We start from the raw sequence: 18891 nt of genomic DNA on the forward strand, positions 1-18891 counted from the left end.
CGAGCCAGGTGAGATCTATTACGGCCATTATTTTCACTAATAGATAAAGCCAAATTGCAATGCCGACACAAATTAAGAGAAATGATGGTGTCCAGAGCTTCTTAACAATCGGTATCGAAAAATAGTAAGCCAGAACAAAACCCGTTATTATACAAACCATTCCATAACAGAACCCCCGGGCGTCACTGATTTTATTTATTTGCTCTCCGAAGATAACGCCTGACAAAGTGGTGACAAGGGCGCCGAGCGTGCTCAATACGCCTTCTGAGTCCCCAGATCTGCCAGTGTCAGTATTATAATAATTAGCATGCGCGCCAAGCAGTAAATCATCTACGACATCAGAAATATTTGCGTATTGATTATAATCTCCCCATATCATTAAAATGGCTGACCACGCAAGTATGAGCGCCAGGCATAGAGCAGGTAACTTTTTATTGCTGATAAAGTGATAAATTAAGCCTGTCACTCCATAGCAAATACCGATGCGTTGCAGCACCCCCATGATTTTGAAATGCTCCTGATCGTACAAAACAAAGACAATTGCTTTCAGAAATATTCCTGTCAGGAATAGAAGCGTTGACCTTATAAACAGGCCTCGCAGCGTGAGTTTTTTAAGACGATTTGACAGCGTCAGAGAAATACCCACAATAAAAAGAAACGTAGGAAACACGGTATCCGCCAACGATAACCCCGCCCATTCTGAGTGGATTAACGCAGAGTTCGTTATCCTCAAGTCTACTGGGCTATTAACAACCAGCATCAGAAAGACTGTGAGTCCTCTCATACGATCAATATCTTGATTACGCGTGATTTTCATACGTGAACTTTTTAAAGTGGGCTGATTTTGTATTATTTTTTACAAACACTAATATCGATTATGCCTGGAACGTCAATGCCAGCATTAATTAAATTACACACACCCGGACCGGGATCAACAATCAGTGCTGCAATATCATCATCTGCAATAGCGGAAGCGGTAAACATAGATAGTAAAAACGCAAAAATTGACAGTTTAAACATTTTAACCTCTCAAAATATGGGATGTTTATTCGCTATGTTGTTGACTCCATCGCTGCGTCAACGTTTTAAAACTAGCAGTTAATTAAAATACTGCAACAGCGAGTAAGAATATTTAAACCATTAAGACCTTATTTTGCCTCGGGTTAAAAAACTCAATACTTTGAGCAATAAGGAATTCGATACAATCGACAAGAACATTTGAATCTAACAAAGCAAAAAAAATGACATTTTTGATAATAATCAGCGCCAGGATGCCCTGAAGGAGCCGCGGCACTTCCCTGCTCCACGTTCTTCGTGTTCATAAAGTCGATGTAAATCATATCACCTCCGGCGATCTCTGCGCCCATTTCTATTCGGATAATGAAAAAAGATAGCCACGGCACTTCTTAAGTAACTGAAAACCTCATAACTGCTAACGACCTGATGACATACGCGAAAAACAATGTCGCCACTCTCGCAAAAGAGACATTATCCACTTTATTTACAAAGTAACATGTTAAATAATCAGTTAAGAATTAATACGCAGTAGAGGAATTAAGATGCGTTTCAGTACCATGCCCGACAGTGAAATTATTTCTGAACTGTGCCGAAGAATTAAAGAAACGCGTATACAGCTGGGATTGTCACAGATTGAGCTGGCCGAACGCGCCCAGGTCGGTGCGGCAACCATTAAGCGCGTTGAATTGGGCGAGTCGGTGACCCTCAGTACGCTTATTGGCATTTTGCGCGGTCTGGATCGTCTGCATCAGCTGGAGTCGATTTTATTCGATTCGCACATGCGCACCTTTAAGGCGCAGCTCAATGCCGAGACCCCTTCCCGTATCCGTATCCGTAAAAAAACGCCTCAGGCAAAAGAGAAATTGCCCACTGCTACGCCGCCTGGCGAGGCTAATGCCACCATTAACGAGTGGTACACCTCATCGGCTTCGAACAGCGTGGTATGGTCTTTCACACCGCCGGACGCGGAGAAAAAAAGCTAAGGGACTTCAGAAGACGGCCGGCAAGTTTCGCGGCCAGAGAAAGAGTAAACCGCCTGCAGCGCGCACAGGCGGTTTTATACAAAATCAGGATTCACATACCGCGACTTTTATTGCCAGACCGCCCCGGGCGGTTTCACGGTATTTGGCATTCATGTCTTTGCCTGTCTCAAACATCGTTTCGATGACTTTATCCAGTGAGACTTTTGGATCGCTGGTCCGGTACATCGCCATGCTGGCCGAATTAATCGCCTTCACTGCCGCAATCGCGTTACGCTCGATACAGGGGACCTGGACCTGCCCGGCCACCGGATCGCAGGTCAGGCCGAGGTTATGCTCCATGCCGATCTCCGCGGCAATGCACACCTTCTCCGGGCTGCCGCCCAGCAGTTCGGCCAGACCGGCAGAGGCCATTGAGCAGGCCACGCCCACTTCTCCCTGGCAACCAACTTCTGCTCCGGAAATCGAGGCATTCATCTTGTACAGAATGCCGATGGCGCCCGCCGTCAGGTAATAGCGCATATAGATTTCCGGCGTCACCTCTTTGATAAAACGATCGTAATAGGCCAGTACCGCCGGAACAATGCCGCAGGCGCCGTTAGTCGGCGCGGTAACCACTCGCCCGCCCGCCGCGTTCTCCTCTCCCACCGCCATCGCGAACATATTGACCCAATCCATGGCGCTCAGTGGCGTAATCGACTGGCTCTGGGGCGCCAGCACGCGGTGCAGCGCAGAAGCACGGCGCGGTACTTTCAGCGGCCCCGGCAAGATGCCTTCCGTATTCATACCCCGGTTAATGGCGTTTCTCATGGTCTCCCAGATTTTCGCCATATTTTGCTCCACGCTCTCTCTGCCGTGGCGAGCGATCTCATTTTTCATCATCACGGCAGAAATCGACAGGCAGTTGTCATGACAGTGCGCCAGCAGATTACGTGCGGAATAGAACGGGAACGGAATATCGACTTCGGCATCCTGATTCTTACCAAAGTTTTCCTCCGTCACGATAAAACCGCCGCCGATGGAATAATAGGTCTGGAAATGGGCAATTTTGCCGTCGCAAAACGCCGTAATGCTCATGCCGTTTTCATGCAGCGGCAGAAATTCATTATGAAAACGCATGCATTCCGCCACCGGGAACTGAATTTCTCGCTGGCCTTCTTCTATAAACAGACGATGCATGGTGTTCACATCACGAATAATACCGGGGATGGCGTCGATATCCACGGTATCCGGTAAATATCCCGATAGTCCGAGAATGATGGCGATATCGGTGTGGTGACCTTTACCCGTTAATGAAAGTGAACCATACACATCCACTACCAGACGATTCACTTTTTGCAGCAGGCCCTTTTCCTGCAGGGTATCAACAAAATGTTTTCCCGCTTTCATCGGCCCGACGGTATGTGAGCTGGACGGCCCGATGCTGATTTTGAAAATATCGAAAACGCTAATCATGTGGCACCCATGCGGTTACATAGCAAAACGGATGCGCCGCCTGTGGCAGGCGGCGCTGAACACTTAGCTAAACAGAGAGAAGAAAATGGCGGAGATGGCAATTAACCCCATGACAACCACAAACGCATTGCTGATATGACCGCTGTACTTGCGCATGGCCGGGACTTTGTTAATGGCATACATTGGCATCAGGAACAAAATCATCGCGATAACCGGACCGCCCAGGGTCTCAATCATGCCCAGGATGCTTGGGTTCAGGGTAGCGACAAGCCAGGTCGTCACCAGCATAAACAGCGCGGTAATCTTGTTCAGCTTGTTGATTTCGATGGATTTACCTTTTCCGCGCAGAGATTTAATCACCATGCCGTTGAAACCTTCACGCGCCCCGAGGTAGTGGCCAAGGAAGGATTTGGTAATCGCGATCATGGCGATAATCGGCGCCATCCAGGCAATCACCGGCGCGTTGAAGTGGTTCGCCAGGTAGGAAAGAATGGAGATATTCTGAGCCTTCGCTTCCGCCAGGTTTTCCGGTGAGAGGCTTAGCACGCAGCTGAACACGAAGAACATCACGGTCAGCACCATCATGATGTGGGCGAAGCCCAGGATACGCGAGCACTTGCGCTCAGCTTCCTGACCATATTCTTCCCGCTTTGCCACCGCAAAGGAGGAGATAATTGGCGAATGGTTAAAGGAGAACACCATGACCGGGATTGCCAGCCACAGGGTCATCCACAGACCGTTCCCCGTTGCGGAGGCGCTGCTCAGCGACAGCGTATCCAGTACCGCGCCGTTCCATTGCGGTATCAAATACAGCGCCAGCACCATCAGCGCAAAGACGAATGGAAACACCAGCACGCTCATGGCTTTAACAATCATTTTTTCGCCAAAGCGAACGATTCCCATCATGCCGACAATGAGAATCAGCGACAAAATGGCGCGCGGCGGAGACACCAGACCAAGCTGGTGAGTAATAAAGCTATCGACCGTGTTAGTAATAGCCACGCTGTAGACCAGCAGAATCGGATAAATAGCGAAGAAGTACAGCAGCGTGATGAGCTTACCGGCGCCCGTACCGAAATGCTCTTCCACAACTTCGGTAATATCTTCCCCCGGGTTTTTGCCCGACAGAACAAAACGAGTTAAACCACGGTGGGCAAAAAACGTCATCGGAAATGCAAGAATAGCCATGATGATTAACGGAATTAAACCGCCGACCCCGGCGTTAATTGGCAAAAAAAGCACCCCTGCGCCAATCGCAGTACCGTACAGACCCAGCATCCAGACGGTATCACTCTTTCTCCAGCCGCTGCTCTCGCGAGCGACGAGGGTATTTTGAACGGTTTCCATAATATGGCCTCAGTAATATAAAGTAGCGTCAGATTTATTTGACGCTGATTCAGGTAATAAAAACGTGGTGTTTATTTGGCTATTTTATGAAATGCAACTATGCTAATTCACTAACCGCGATCACATAACCTGATTTATTGCAGTGACTTTTAACGTATCAAAATTAACCCCGAGAATTCGTTATTTTTTTAAGGTATCATTTTTAATACGTTATTATTTTTCGTATGCTCTTAACTGCCGTTTCTTTATATACCCAGAACCTTGAGGTAACAAACAATATTTGTCATACGATTAATAAAAAATTAAAGAAATTATTTCCCGACATTAAAATTCACCGCGGGTACCGGTCCTGCTTTTGCGCAGAGGAAATGACCGCATCGTCACCTCCTCCCCTTAAACTGACCTACACCCCTTTGTAATGCTCTTTACTCAGGCCATACTTCTTCATTCTGAGGTAGAGTTTTTTACGCGGTATAAGCAGATACTCCGCCACCTCATTGATACGTCCCTGGTGGATATTCAGCGCTTCAGTGATAATCTGCCGCTCGACGTCCTCAACCCGCCGATCCAGCGGCGTCGGTTCGCCGACAAGCATCTGCGGATTCACCGTTTCCGCGAGCGGTAATACCCCCACCGCAAACAGCTCGGCGGCGTTCGCCAGTTCGCGAACGTTATTTGGCCACACTCGCCGCATCATCCCCTTCAACAGACCGGCATCCACCTCCGGGACGGGATGATTCAGCCGTTGACAGGTTTTTTGCAAATAGTGATGAAACAGCGGCTCGATATCATCAGGTCGCTTTGACAGAGGCTGGCAGCCAATTTGCGTCATCGCGAAGCAGTAATAGAGTTCCGCCACTATCTGGCTGCTGGCGGCCAGCTCCACCAGCGAAGCATTACCGATACCAATCAGGCGAAAAGGCCGTTTCTCATGACTCTGCAGCTGTACCAGATGATGCTGTTGCCCGTGAGTCAGATGCTCCAGGTGACTTAAGACCAGCGTCCCGCCCTGGGCTTGCGCGATCAGTTCATTCAGCGTGTGGGCGTTAGCCGTATTTAGTTCGCAGGAGATAAACGGACCGTCGGCGTGACGCCCTAACTGGTGCAGGTAACGCGCGCCGGTCATGCGGCCGGTTCCCGGCTCGCCGTAAAGCCATACCGCAATATCCGTCTCTGCCAGCTGCTGAAGGCGCTGGCGATACCGATCCGTCCATTGGCTACGGCCAATAAGCTCAACCTGTAATTTTTGCTGACAATACTGGCGACGGGCGATCACCGATTGCCTCTGACGCAGCGCGGCATCCACCAGCGTGAGCAGCTTGCCCGGATCGATCGGCTTTTGCAGGAAATCCCAGGCCCCTTTTTTCACCGCCTCCACCGCCATCGGCACATCGCCGTGACCGGTGATAAGCAGAATCGGCAGCAGATCGTCATCCTGATGAAACAACGTCATTAAATCGATTCCGGAGCAGCCGGGCATGCAGACATCGCTTAAAACAATGCCGGGCCAGTCCTTCGGCACCTGCTCCCGCGCATCAAAAGGATTATTACAGGCACTGACGTGATACCCCGCTTGCTCAAGCAGCTGCGTATAGGCATCCAACACATCGGCATCATCATCAATCAGCAGAATCGAACAGTTATTACTCAACATCTTTTACATCCGTCAAATTGAATTCCAGCACCACGCAGGCACTGCGCGTAAACGTCGACGCCAGGCGCAACGCCCCTTCCATTTGCGTCATCAGCGAAACACATATCGAAAGCCCTATTCCCAGTCCCACGGCTTTGCTGGTAGTGAATGGCTTTAACAGCGAAGGGAGTAAGGCCGCAGGCCAGCCGGGGCCGTTATCGGCAATCAACACGCACAGCCTTTCGCCCTGGATTTGCCAGCTCACGGTGATTTGCGCTGCGTGCGGGCAAGCATCAAGGGCATTTGACAGCACGTTCACCAGCACCTGATGGACACGCACTTCGTCTCCCAGGATCCAGACGGTGTCATCCGGTATCAGCAGCGTCCCCTGCTGAGGTTTATGTCGCATCGCCAGCAATTCCCACGCCACGGTAAATGTCTGGCGCAAATCGACCGGGTGCAGCGCTGTTTCCAGTTCTGCGCGGCGGGTAAACTGGCGCAGGGAGCGGATAATCGCGTCAATGCGGTTGATCAGCCCTTCCGCTTTGCTTAACGTCGTCCGCGCCTGCTCCGTCTGTCCCTGCTCGATTGCCCTTCCTGCGGTAAAAAGATACATCGACAGCGCATTCAACGGCTGATTGATCTCATGCGCCAGGGTGGTCATCGTCTGCCCCACCACCGCCAGTTTAGCGGTCTGGATCAGCTCGTCCTGAGTGGCACGCAGATCGGCCTCAATCGCTTTCCGCTCGCCTATCTCCTGTTCAAGCTGCTGTTTTTGCGCATTAAGCTGACCCAGGGTATGGCGAAGCAAACCGGCAATACGTCCCAGCTCGTCGCGCCCGTAAACCGGAATGGTCGCCTCGGTCTGGCCCAGACCAATCTGCACCACCGCCTGATTCAGCGCGGTAAAGCGTTTCACCAGCCGCGAGCGAATAAAATAATGGTTCAGCCCCCACGCCAGCAGCAGCGCCAGCAGCGTCGCCACCAGGATTAGCCCGCCGCTGACCCGGACAATCTGCCCCATACGCTGATTAAACATCTGCATCTGCTGGTGACTGCTGCCAAGCTGGGCTTCCAGCAGCGTTCTGAAGCGTCCCAGCGTCGCTTCTCTGGCGCGGCTGGCTTCCACGAGCGCTTTTTGCGCAGTAACGTAGTCGCGCATGGTGTCCGGCATCTTATTTTTCACCATGCCAATTTCCAGCAGCTCATCGATCGTTTGTCGCAGGGTAATGGTGCTCGGCCAGTCATCCAGCGCACGAATATTTTCATCCGACGTTTTCTTCAGGTTTTCAAGATAGCGGATATGCGTCTCCACCAGCATGCCGTCATCATTACCGGATTTCAGTTCATTGAGCCTGTCGCGCAGGTCGTCAACGATCTGATTTTCAATACGAGCCAGGGTATAGACCTGCTGTTGTTCATTCTGTACTTCCCGGGAGCGTTTCAGGTACTGTGCCGCATCCCCCTGTCGGGCTTCAATCTGATCGAGCAGCGTTCCCTGTTGCCAGGTAAAATCCTGCACCAGCGAATTCAGCTCGGTGGTGAAATCATCGTGCAGCCAGTCGATCCGCGCCGAAAGCTCTCCCACCTTTTCGCGAACCAGAAACATGTTGTAGAGCACGCGATCCAGTTCCGCCAGCAGCGCGCGGCTGTCCTGCAATATCACCGCCAGCTGCTGGCGTTCTGCCGGCGACAACCCCTGGCTCAGCCGCTCTATTTTATCCAGATGCTGGATAATCTGGTTGCGCAGCTGCAGCCGTACCGTGGTATTCGGCGCCAGCAGAAATTCATTGAGCTGATCGACCACCAGGTTGAGATTCCCTTCAATCAGAAAAGCCGAATGGATGCGCGGAAAATACTCATCCAGCGAATAGCGGATCTGCGAACTTTGCTCATGCCATGAATAGAGGCTGACGCTGCTGACAATCAGCGTCAGCAGCGCTCCCATCAGAAAAGCCCCGCGTAGGCTGCTACTGATACTGATTTGCCGCAGACGTTGCAGCATGGACCTGCCCATCATTTCAGTTCTTCCAGTTTATTAATCGCCTGCCGCTGATTGTTGAGAAACCAGAGCTGCCACTCCATCATCTGCTGTTCCGCGAAGCTCTTATTGTCGAACTGAGCCAGCCAGGCTTCATCCTCGCTGCTCGCCGGATCGACCGGCACACGGGTCAGCAACGCGCGTATCTCGGGCAGCGGACGCTTGAGACGGGCCTCCGCGCTATGCAGCGCTCGCCAGGCATCTTTTAGCTGGGCAAGACGAAAGCTGATCGCCGTATCGAACATCCGTTGAACCAGACGCTGGCGTTTGAGGATCAGCCGATAGTTCAATGGCGGTTGATTCATCAGCACCGCCTGCTGCGCCGCCCGCGGATTGCCTGCCGCCAGCGGCGTTACCGGGTATTTCCCGGTATTAGCATCGGCGAGGATCGCCTGGCCCTCCGGGCTTAACAGATAGCGAATAAACCTCCGCGCCTCGCTGGCGTGCTGACTGTTTTTAAGCACCGCGACATAAGTCGGCGAAACCGCCGACTGCGGGAAATAGGTAAAAGCCAGGTGCGGATCGTTCAGCAGCAGATTGGCGTAGTTATCAATCACCGGACCGGCAACGCCCAGGCCGCTTTTAATCTTATCCGCCACCCCAAAGCTGCGGGATGAAATGGTCACGAGGTTTCCGGCACTCGTCAACAGCGTTTCCCATCCCTTAATCCAGCCCTTTTGTTGCAGCAGCGACTCCACCATCAGATGGTTGGTATCCGAACGCGACGGACTGCTCATCAGCAGCGCCCCCTGATAGCGGGGATCGGTCAGGTCATCCCAGTCCGCTGGCGCAGGCAGATGCCGTGTCATCAGCGCCGAGCGATTAATCAGCAAACCGAACCCGGAAATCGCCACGGCCACGGAGGTGGAGCGGATAGATTCCGGCACCAGATGTTGGCTGACTGCCGGCGCACCGCTGAACGGCGCCAGTTTTTGATGCTCCTGAAGATGCTGCAGCAGCATCGGCGACGAGGTCAGGATCAGATCGACATTTTCGGCATTTGCCGTATCAAGCAGCTGTTCCAGCGAGGCGCTGGTACGGTTGAGCGTCCTGATCATCACTGACCCCGGCTCCGTCTGCCAGCGATCGATAATCCACACGGTGGCGCTGGGAGAAAATGTCGTCGCCATCACCAGCTCATTGCTTTGCGCCGCACAGGGTCTCAGCCAGGCGGTCAGCAGCATCAGCGCGAGCATTTTGCTCACTATCCCGCCCCGACGAAGAGACATGTTTGTGATCCCGTTCATAAATATTGAAATACCGTAAAAATAGCGTTGAGACAAAACTTACCCGTTTATGAAATCTGGCGAATTAATCACCGCGACCGGCAAAATAGTCAAACGGGCGTCCGGGAATATCAGGAAAGATTACCAGATAATGATTGGGGAATTTGCTGGTATCCGCACAAGCCTGACATAAAATCAGCGCAAAATTATTTCCGCAGGCTCTCGCTCATTCAATATGAGTCAAAAGTAACCTATCAATTCATTATTTTGAGTCAGTTTTGACTCATTTCGACGATTTGTATTTTATAGCCGCTTATTTCACCCTTCAGGTCGAATACTCCTGATGTTCACATCAATATAAAATACAGGTGACGACATGTTATCATTATTAAAAAAAGGGCCGTCGGCGAATAAAGTTCCTGCTGAGAAAATTCAGGCAACTTATGGTCGATACCGCATGCAGGCGCTGCTAAGCGTATTTCTGGGATATCTGGCGTACTATATTGTGCGCAATAACTTCACATTATCCACGCCCTATCTGAAAGAGCAGTTAGACCTTAGCGCCACGCAGATCGGTTTGCTCAGCAGCTGTATGCTGATAGCGTACGGTATCAGTAAAGGCGTGATGAGCAGTCTTGCGGATAAAGCCAGCCCGAAAGTGTTTATGGCCTGCGGTCTCGTACTGTGCGCAATCGTCAACGTCGGGTTAGGATTCAGTACCGCATTCTGGATCTTCGCTGCGCTGGTTGTCCTGAACGGCCTGTTTCAGGGGATGGGGGTCGGCCCCTCTTTTATTACCATCGCTAACTGGTTCCCGCGTCGGGAGCGTGGCCGCGTAGGGGCTTTCTGGAATATTTCCCATAACGTCGGCGGCGGGATTGTCGCCCCGATCGTCGGCGCTGCATTTGCGATTCTCGGTACCGAGCACTGGCAGAGCGCCAGCTACATTGTGCCGGCCTGCGTGGCGGTGGTATTCGCCATCAGCGTACTGGTGCTGGGTAAAGGTTCGCCGCGCGAGGAAGGCCTGCCTTCGCTGGAGGAGATGATGCCGGAAGAAAAAGTGGTGCTGAAGACCAAACATAATCAGCAAGCGCCGGAGAACATGAGCGCGTTCCAGATCTTCTGCACCTACGTCCTGCGCAACAAAAACGCCTGGTATGTCTCCTTCGTCGATGTCTTTGTCTACATGGTGCGTTTCGGCATGATCAGCTGGCTGCCTATCTATCTGCTGACGGTGAAACATTTTTCTAAAGAGCAGATGAGCGTCGCCTTCCTGTTTTTTGAGTGGGCAGCGATTCCTTCTACCCTACTGGCCGGGTGGCTTTCCGACAAGCTGTTCAAAGGGCGCCGGATGCCGTTAGCCATGATCTGCATGGCGCTAATCTTCATCTGTCTGATCGGCTACTGGAAAAGCGAATCTCTGCTGATGGTCACGGTATTCGCGGCGATTGTGGGCTGCCTGATTTACGTCCCGCAGTTTCTGGCCTCGGTCCAGACCATGGAGATCGTCCCCAGCTTTGCCGTTGGTTCAGCCGTGGGTCTGCGCGGATTTATGAGCTATATCTTTGGCGCCTCGTTAGGCACCAGCCTGTTTGGCGTGATGGTCGATAAAATGGGCTGGCACGGCGGGTTCTATCTGCTGATGGGCGGGATCGTCTGCTGCATCCTGTTCTGCTACCTCTCTCATCGCGGCGCGCTGGAGCTTGAGCAACAGCGTAAAATCACCGAGCAGGAAGAGGCCCGGCTGGCGCTGGCTGACGCACAGTAAGCGCCTGATAACGTAGAAAGAAAGTGCCAGCCTGCTGGCACTTTTGGCCTTACGCAGAGTTGGCCGTCGTTACGCAGACACCCTTAAATAGGGCGCAATGCTCGCTAATTTTTCCCGGGTTTCCGTCAGTTCGCGTTCCGGCGTCGATTGCGCAATGATCCCCGCCCCCGCCTGTATCCAGCAGCGCTGGCTGTCCTGAAATACGGATCGCAGGACTAACGCCGCATCAAAGCGCGTGTCCTCCAGCAGCAGCACCGCCCCGGAATAGAGCTCCCGCGGCGTCTTCTCAATTTGCATAATCGCGCTCAGGGCCGCATTCTTGGGGATACCCGAGGCGGTAATCGACGGAAACAGCACGGTAAATGCATCCCAGGCATCCTTACTTTCCGCAAGCTGGCCGCTGACGCAAGATCCCAGATGCTGAACGCTACCGCGCTGGCGAACCGACATCAAATCTTCAACCACCACGCTGCCCGGCTGGCAGACCACCGCCAGTTCAGCGATCGCCTCCTTCACCGACAGGATGTGCTCCAGCACCTCTTTACCGTCATGCAGCAACTCGGTCTCTTTCTCCTTATTCTGCTGCGGATCCCCCATTCGATCGCGGGTACCCGCAAGGGGTTCAGTGACGACTTTGCTTCCGCTGACCGACATCACCAGCTCCGGGCTAAACCCCAGCGCTTCTCGCCCCTGCTGGCGAAACATAAACGAACGGGTGGGCGTATTGGCCTGCCGCCCGCATAATAGCGTGGAGGGCATATCAATACGCGATGGCAAGGCAATAGCCCGCGAGACAATCGCTTTGACATATTCACCGCGGCGGATCGCCGAAACCACGCGCGCCACCTGCTCCTGATAGGCCTCACCGTTGTCAGCGGTATCTACAGTCACGGTGTTACACGGCGTCGCCGTACCGGCTGCTTTTACCCACTCGCACAGACGTCGGCATTCGCTGGCGGTGTCGGCAGAAACGGTGACATTTCCCTGTTCAAAAATCAGTTCTTCACGGGGAACGGTTAACGTCAGCAATGGCCACTCGCCAGCGTGATAGGCTATCCCACGGGTATGCGCCGCAAAGTTAAACCCGACCTGGCCATATACCCGACGCCCTTTCACCTGAGGATGGGCCATAAAACGACGCGCGCAGTCGGTAATGGAATCCACCGCCCATTGCTGCTCTCCGTCCGCATTGATAAAGGTCGCCCGCGTGCCGTCAGCATTAATGATCAACCGTGCCTGGCATCCTTTGCCGATATACCAACACGGTTGCCGCTCATAGACATAGCACTCTTCATCGGCGAACTGGCGTAAGACGCCACAAATCGTCGGCAGCCGCCGTTCCTCTGGGAGCGCCAGATGTAAAAATTCACTGATTTTCATCCCTTACCTCTCTGTGTTATTCCCGGATCCTTCAATTGCGTTTGTCGAATGCAGCCGGGCAGAAGCAATCCACGCTGCCAGCAGCGTGAATGCGCCGCCAAACATAAAGCAGGCCGCATAGCCAAAATGCTGCGCAATTACGCCGCCAACCACGCCGGCCAGAATGGCGATGGCGGCATCAGTACATTGAAAGAGCGTAAAATCGACGCCAGCCTGCAGAGGCGATGAAAGCGTCATCAGCGTGGCGTAAAGACAGACCAGGGCGCAGGCCAGCGAAATGGATTGCAGGATGATCAGCCCCTGGAGTAACGGCAGCCGCAAATGTCCCGGCGCCAGCAGCAACGTCGTTACTATTGCCATCAGCACGACGCCCTGGAGGCCATAAGCCGCAAGCAGCGCTCTGCCGGGGGAGGTGTATTTCATCAGCACCCCGCCCGCCAGCGTTCCTGCGATACCAGCCGCGATATTGCCAGCGCTGAATAGCGCGCCGAGCGCCGACATGCTCAACCCCTGATCCAGCAGCAGCGGCGCCAGAAGAGGCAACACGAACCGCATCCCGGTATTCAGCATCAGCACCAACAGTAAACCCAGCCGCGCCTGTCGCCTTTTAAGCGCATAACCCAACGCCGGAACATGCGGTACAGACGTGATGCGCATGGGTTCGGCAATGCGCCACAGGGGAACGGATAAGACCAGGATCAGCGCCGCCATGATCAGCATGGCCACCGGCCAGTCGAATGCCGCCGCTAGCATCAGGAAGACGCCGCCGCCGCACATCATTCCCAGATAGCTGCCGCCGACCTGGACGCTGTTTCCCCAGCCGTAACCTGCGCGACTGAGCTGATCGACACAAAAGCCGTCGCTGGCAATATCGATGGTGGCGGCAACCGTACCCGCGAGTAAAAACAGCGCAAACAACGCGGCGATTTGCGTGTCGAGAAATCCCCCAGTTCGCCCGACCGCGCCGGTCGCAGCGGCAACCGTCAGGATCGCCACCAACCCGACCTGACCCCGGAGGATTAACAGGCGGGAACGACGCTCCGGGCGATCGGGCGGCAGGCGCCAGCGCTCAATCCACGGCGCCCAGATAAACTTCAGCGCCCAGGGCAACATAAACAGCGTTGTCGCGCCGGCAAGGGCCAGCGAGCCGCCGGCGGCGCGCACCAGCGCAGGCAGGGACTGCATAGAGAGCGCCGATACCAGGCTCTGCGTCACATAGATCCCGGCAATGGCAAAAATCACCCGTCCGGTCGTTAACGGTTTCACCTGCGACTGAACATCACTCATGCAGTCGCTCCTCAGATGCGTCAACCTCTGCATCACGCCAGACGCGCGCGGCCATTTGCGCCTGCCACAGCGCCTGGTAACGTCCCTGACGGGAGAGAAGCTGCGCATGCGTGCCCTGTTCAACCACTTCTCCCTCTTCCATCACCAGGATGTTTCCGGCCCCGGCGATGGTTGACAGGCGATGGGCGATGATAATTACCGTCCGGTTGTGAACCAGATGATCAATAGCTTTCTGTACCGCCAGTTCGCTATCAATATCCAGCGCGGCGGTCGGCTCATCGAGAATGACGATCGGCGCATCTTTCAATAAGGCCCTGGCAATGGAAATTCGCTGGCGCTCGCCGCCCGAGAGCTGCCCGCCCATCTCGCCCATTGGCGTCAGCCAGCCTTGCGGAAGACGGGAAATGAATTCAAGACACTGCGCCGCGCGGGCGGCCTCTTCCACCTCCTGCTGCGTGGCCTGCGGGCGGGCAATAAGGAGATTCGCCAGCAGCGTGTCATCAAACAGCCAGACATCCTGAAACACGACGGAAATCAGGCTATTGAGCTGTTCCGCCGTCAGATGACGAATATCGACGCCACCGATAGAAATCTCTCCCTGCTGCGGATCGGCATAGCGCATTAACAGTTTGCTGACCGTGGTTTTACCGGCGCCTGAGGCGCCCACCAGCGCGCTCATGCTGGCGGCCGGAAAGGTCAAAGAGAGGTTGTTGAGCGCGGGATCGCCGCTGTCATCATAGCGGTAGCAAATGGTGTCAAAGCGGATATCGTAACGCTCCGGCATCTCGCCGCGTTCTGCGACGGGAAGCGGCGGGATCGCCATAAACTGCTCAATACGCTGCAGGGCGCTGGCGATCAGTTCCACCACCGAGGTGTAGCTGATAAACATCGCCATCGGTTCCGAAAAACGCATTATCATCGCGGCGGCGGCTATCAAAAAGGCAAGGTTCAGGGTCCCCGTTACTACCCAGACCACCCCGGCTAACACGACCACCTGCAGGCCCAGCTCCACAACGCCGGCGATCAGCATCGTCGCGCCGGCGCTCTGGCGATGCGTGCGGCTCTGCAAGCTTTCCAGCGCATTAAAATGCGCCAGCAACGCCCGGCTTTTTTCGCCATCGCTGCCGCAGGTACGCAAAACCATCATCCCTTGCGCAAATTCAACGATATCCCCGCTCAGCCGCTGGTGCGCTTCGCCCAGGGTCTGCATTTGTCGGCGCATCGCCGGCCGGCGCCAGTAATAAAACGGCACCAGCATGGGAAAGATCAGCAACATCACCAGCCCCAGCCGCCAGTCGATCCACAACGTTGCCAGCGATGCGGTCAGCGGAGTGACGATGGTTAAAAGCAAAATATTGGCTATCGCAATCACATAGTTGAGATTTTCATCCACGCTGCCCAGCAACAAGGCGTTCGTTTCGCCCGCTCTGCCGCGCTGGAGTCTTTCCAGCGGCACGCGGCGTAGCTGTTCGCCCAGGCGCAGGCGCAGTTCATGGGTGGCCTGCGCCAGATGACCACGGTATTCAAAGCCCAGCCCATACCAGCGTAGCGCCAGCGCCGCGAACGCCGCAGCGCTGAAAGCCAAAGCCCAGGTGAGAAGCGGCGATGCTTCACCACGTAATAGCGCATCAACGATCGGATAGAGGCAGGCAAAGGCAATCCCCTGCATCAATGCCGCCAGCAGCAGCGCAATCATACTGCGCCGCAGCATCCCTGCCTGACTGCCAACGCTGGAGATAAGCTGGCGCCAGATGACGCGCCAGGCCAGGTTATCCGCGGGATTAATGGCTTTCATTTTCCGCCTCCTCTGGTTGTGTTCTCCCCGGCATCCATTGCTGCGCCTGCTGATAGCGCAGCCACAGCTGCTGATACAAGCCGCCCTGGGCTAACAGTTGCCGATGACTCCCGCGTTCACGGAGCCGCCCGTCGGAAAACAGCAGTATCATATCGGCGTGAGTCACCATGGAGAGTCGATGCGCGACCATGATGACCGTCCGGCCGCGCATGGCCGCCGCAAGGGCTTTGATCAGCGCCGCTTCGTTTTCCGGATCGGCAAACGCCGTCGCCTCATCGAGCACAAGAATGGGGCGATCCTGCAACAGCGCCCGGGCGATGGTGATGCGCTGCCGCTGACCGCCGGAGAGAAAGACGCCGCGCTCCCCGACGCGGGTGCTGTACCCCTCCGGCAACGCGCTGATAAATTCATGGGCCTGCGCCACTCTGGCCGCCGATATCACCGCTTCCAGCGGCGTATCCGGCGCGCCCAGACGAATGTTATTGGCGATGGTGTCGGCAAAAAGGAAGTTGTCCTGGAATACAAACGAGATTTGCTGCATCAAGGTGTCCGTCTGCATATCGCGCAGATCCACGCCGCCGATGCGAATATGGCCTTTATCGGGATCGGCATAACGCAGCAGGAGTCGCGCCACGGTGCTTTTCCCGGCGCCGCTCGGCCCGACCAGCGCCACTATTTTTCCGGCAGGTACATGAAAGCTCACCTCCTGCAGCGCCGCGCCTGCGCGCGCTTGTGGATAATGAAAACTCACCTGCTCAAAGGTAATGCTCGCATCGTTCGGCTGCCGATCGACAAGCGGACGGGAGAGTTCCGGCATCGCGAGAACCTGATAAATACGCTGAATGCTTAAACGCGTTTGCGCGACCAGGTTATTGAGCATCATCATGGGCATCACCGCTTCCGCCATCCCGCTGCCCAACAGTAAAACGGCCACCCAGGCGATAAAATCGAGGCTGCCCGCCTGCATCAGGCCGTATCCGCACCAGATCAGAACGAATAAGGTCGGCAGCGGATTGAGGATCGAGAATGAAAAACGCGCTGAAAAGCCGGCTTTGCGATACCAGATTTTGAGCACATCGACCCACTCCTCAAGGGCATGCTGATAGCGCAAAAAGCTGGTGCTGCCGCTATCAAACGTTCTGACCACCGGCATGGCCTGCACGAACTCAATCACCGCGGCGCTGACCTGCTCGCGCGCCTGATGATAACGCTGAGCCATCTCTCCCGAGCGCTGGCGGGCGAGAGTAAGTATCAGTGAACCCAATGCCAGCACACCCAGCGTGGCAATGGCCAGTCGCCAGTCCAGCCAGAACAGGATAGCGGCGGTCGCCAGGGGCATGACTATCGCGCGAGCGTACAGCGGCGTGCTGTCAGCAACGAAAATGTGTAACGACTTCACATCATCCAGCATCACCTTCGCCATCGCACCGCTGCCCATTTGCTGTAACGCGCCCGGGGCAAGCTGCACGGCTTTCTGCGCTAATCTGCTGCGCAGAATATTCTCCAGATGAAACGCCGCATAATGCGAGGTGTTAAATGCCTGCAGGCGCAGGACAAAAGTCAGCGCCACGCAGCCAAATAGCCCCCCCAACGACCAGAGTGGAATAACGTCGGGCGAGACGCGAAGATCGCGCAGGCTCCATGCCAGAAAAAGCAGCGCCGCAAGGCTGGTGATGGCCGCCAGACCCGCCAGCGCCATCGCCAGAATGACCTTCCGGCGAACCGGGGTTATCACCTGCCAGAGCGGAAACCGGGACAGAGATTCAGTATTGGATGATTGAGATGACATGGGAGTGGCTGAATTTCCTGATGAATTTTTACGGACGCCAAAAACGCTATTTCAGGGTGGCGTTCTGAGAATTAATGTGAATAATAACCATTATCAATTACTCATCTACCCCATTCGGTTCTATTTTTACCCGCATTGGTTAAAGCCACAGGGAGATAACCCGGTCATGACGGAGTCACCACAAACGCAATCTGCAATCTCAATTCATCAGTTGGTGGTCGGGAAACCCGCTAACGACGGTACTATCCCGGCCCAGTGTGAACTGCTGCGCTGTTCGTTGCAGGAAGGGATGGATATTTTGCTCTGGAGAGGCCATTTTGCGCAGCCTGAGACGTTACAGCTTCACGATGATCTGGGCAGGATTAACTTCTCGTGCATCCTCGAGGGCACCTCGCGTTTTGCCATCCAGGGGCTCAGACGCCACACCGAGTGGGAGCTGGCCCGCAATCGCCATTACATTACCCACACGCCAGATTGCCGCGGCAGCGCCGCCTACGGCGGCCGATTCGAGAGCATCACCCTCTCCTTCAGCCCTGAAACCCTCGCGCTGTGGGTACCGGATATCAGTACAGTCATTAAAAATAAGATCGACTCCCACTGCTGTTGCCAGCAGCAGCGCTGCAATGCGGAAACCCATTTAACGGCCCAGGCTTTGCGTCATGCGCTAATGCGGATGCACGGCGGATTCAGCCATGAACAAAAACCTTCGACGCTCTGGCTACAGGGACAGAGTCTGGTGATGCTAAGCCTGGTCCTGGATGAGCACCGCGAAGACGCCAGCTGCTTCTCCTGCCACTTCAACCCGGTGGAGCGCCAGAAACTGCTGCGGGCAAAGGATCTGCTGCTGGCCGATTTGACGCAGGCGCCGGGCGTTGCTGAGCTGGCGAGAGAGTCCGGTTTGAGCGTGCTGAAAATTAAGCGTGGCTTCCGCGTTCTGTTTAACAACAGCGTCTATGGCCTGTTTCAGGCTGAACGCATGCAGGAGGCACGAAGAAGGCTGGCCAATGGCAATACCTCCGTTATGACGGTAGCCGCCGATCTGGGCTACGCCAACGCCAGCCACTTCTCTGCCGCTTTCCAGAAACAGTTTGGCGTCACCCCTTCCAGCTTTAAACGCGTCATCTGATCGCCGATCGCCCCCTCCCCGCCAGCGGCCCGGAAACCCCCTCCGGG

At 54.7% G+C, this 18891-nt stretch carries 14 protein-coding genes; 3 read left to right on the top strand and 11 right to left on the bottom strand.

Going from position 1 to position 18891, the window contains the following annotated elements:
- Nucleotides 1-817: heparan-alpha-glucosaminide N-acetyltransferase domain-containing protein (locus KO1_RS17355; RefSeq protein WP_148719762.1), on the bottom strand; the 817-nt coding region annotated here is incomplete at its 3' end.
- Nucleotides 818-849: 32 nt separating this feature from the next.
- Nucleotides 850-1020: a hypothetical protein gene (locus KO1_RS28440; RefSeq protein WP_158414349.1), complete on the bottom strand. Its 171-nt coding sequence runs from the start codon at nt 1018-1020 to the stop codon at nt 850-852.
- 539 nt (nt 1021-1559) lie between these two features.
- On the opposite strand from KO1_RS28440, the gene KO1_RS17360 reads away from it, so the two are divergent.
- The gene (locus KO1_RS17360; RefSeq protein WP_004102076.1) at nt 1560-2000 is read left to right on the top strand and encodes a helix-turn-helix domain-containing protein; all 441 of its coding nucleotides are present in this window, start codon (nt 1560-1562) and stop codon (nt 1998-2000) included.
- Nucleotides 2001-2084: 84 nt separating this feature from the next.
- On the opposite strand, the gene KO1_RS17365 is transcribed toward KO1_RS17360, so the two are convergent.
- From KO1_RS17365 to pgtC, 5 genes are all read right to left on the bottom strand, one after another.
- Nucleotides 2085-3452: an L-serine ammonia-lyase gene (locus KO1_RS17365; protein WP_004102078.1), complete on the bottom strand. Its 1368-nt coding sequence runs from the start codon at nt 3450-3452 to the stop codon at nt 2085-2087.
- A gap of 63 nt (nt 3453-3515) precedes the next feature.
- Nucleotides 3516-4799, bottom strand: a complete 1284-nt coding sequence (locus KO1_RS17370) for an HAAAP family serine/threonine permease (protein WP_024274175.1) — start codon at nt 4797-4799, stop codon at nt 3516-3518.
- 403 nt (nt 4800-5202) lie between these two features.
- Complete coding sequence (gene pgtA, locus KO1_RS17375; protein ID WP_023320954.1) at nt 5203-6453, bottom strand: two-component system response regulator PgtA; 1251 nt, start codon at nt 6451-6453, stop codon at nt 5203-5205.
- Nucleotides 6443-8452 carry a two-component system sensor histidine kinase PgtB gene (pgtB, locus tag KO1_RS17380; protein ID WP_004102084.1) on the bottom strand — a complete coding sequence of 670 codons (2010 nt, stop codon included), beginning with the start codon at nt 8450-8452 and terminating at the stop codon, nt 6443-6445. Before pgtB ends, pgtA begins: the two co-directional genes overlap by 11 nt.
- Nucleotides 8449-9669 (bottom strand): phosphoglycerate transport regulator PgtC, encoded by a 1221-nt coding sequence (pgtC, locus tag KO1_RS17385; RefSeq protein ID WP_016808960.1) that lies wholly within the window; start codon nt 9667-9669, stop codon nt 8449-8451. The genes pgtB and pgtC overlap by 4 nt, the downstream gene beginning before the upstream one ends.
- A gap of 406 nt (nt 9670-10075) precedes the next feature.
- On the opposite strand from pgtC, the gene pgtP reads away from it, so the two are divergent.
- Nucleotides 10076-11467: a phosphoglycerate transporter PgtP gene (pgtP, locus tag KO1_RS17390; protein WP_004102086.1), complete on the top strand. Its 1392-nt coding sequence runs from the start codon at nt 10076-10078 to the stop codon at nt 11465-11467.
- A 69-nt stretch (nt 11468-11536) separates the two neighbouring features.
- Here the strand turns inward: pgtP and KO1_RS17395 are convergent, their stop codons facing one another.
- From KO1_RS17395 to ybtP, 4 genes are read right to left on the bottom strand one after another with little or no spacing between them, the layout of a single operon-like run.
- Nucleotides 11537-12847, bottom strand: a complete 1311-nt coding sequence (locus tag KO1_RS17395) for a salicylate synthase (RefSeq protein ID WP_023320955.1) — start codon at nt 12845-12847, stop codon at nt 11537-11539.
- Nucleotides 12848-12850: 3 nt separating this feature from the next.
- Complete coding sequence (locus tag KO1_RS17400; protein ID WP_023329707.1) at nt 12851-14134, bottom strand: MFS transporter; 1284 nt, start codon at nt 14132-14134, stop codon at nt 12851-12853.
- Nucleotides 14127-15929, bottom strand: a complete 1803-nt coding sequence (gene ybtQ / locus KO1_RS17405) for a yersiniabactin ABC transporter ATP-binding/permease protein YbtQ (protein WP_004113102.1) — start codon at nt 15927-15929, stop codon at nt 14127-14129. Before ybtQ ends, KO1_RS17400 begins: the two co-directional genes overlap by 8 nt.
- Nucleotides 15916-17628, bottom strand: coding sequence for a yersiniabactin ABC transporter ATP-binding/permease protein YbtP (gene ybtP / locus KO1_RS17410; RefSeq protein WP_064355715.1), 1713 nt, complete (start codon nt 17626-17628; stop codon nt 15916-15918). Before ybtP ends, ybtQ begins: the two co-directional genes overlap by 14 nt.
- 256 nt (nt 17629-17884) lie before the next feature.
- Here ybtP and ybtA point away from each other — a divergent pair, with 256 nt between their 5' ends.
- Nucleotides 17885-18844 carry a yersiniabactin transcriptional regulator YbtA gene (ybtA, locus tag KO1_RS17415; RefSeq protein ID WP_004102097.1) on the top strand — a complete coding sequence of 320 codons (960 nt, stop codon included), beginning with the start codon at nt 17885-17887 and terminating at the stop codon, nt 18842-18844.
- The last annotated feature ends 47 nt before the right edge of the window (nt 18845-18891 follow it).

The sequence above is a fragment of the Klebsiella oxytoca NBRC 105695 genome (assembly GCF_001598695.1).
In the GTDB taxonomy this organism is placed as follows: Bacteria; Pseudomonadota; Gammaproteobacteria; order Enterobacterales; family Enterobacteriaceae; genus Klebsiella; species Klebsiella oxytoca.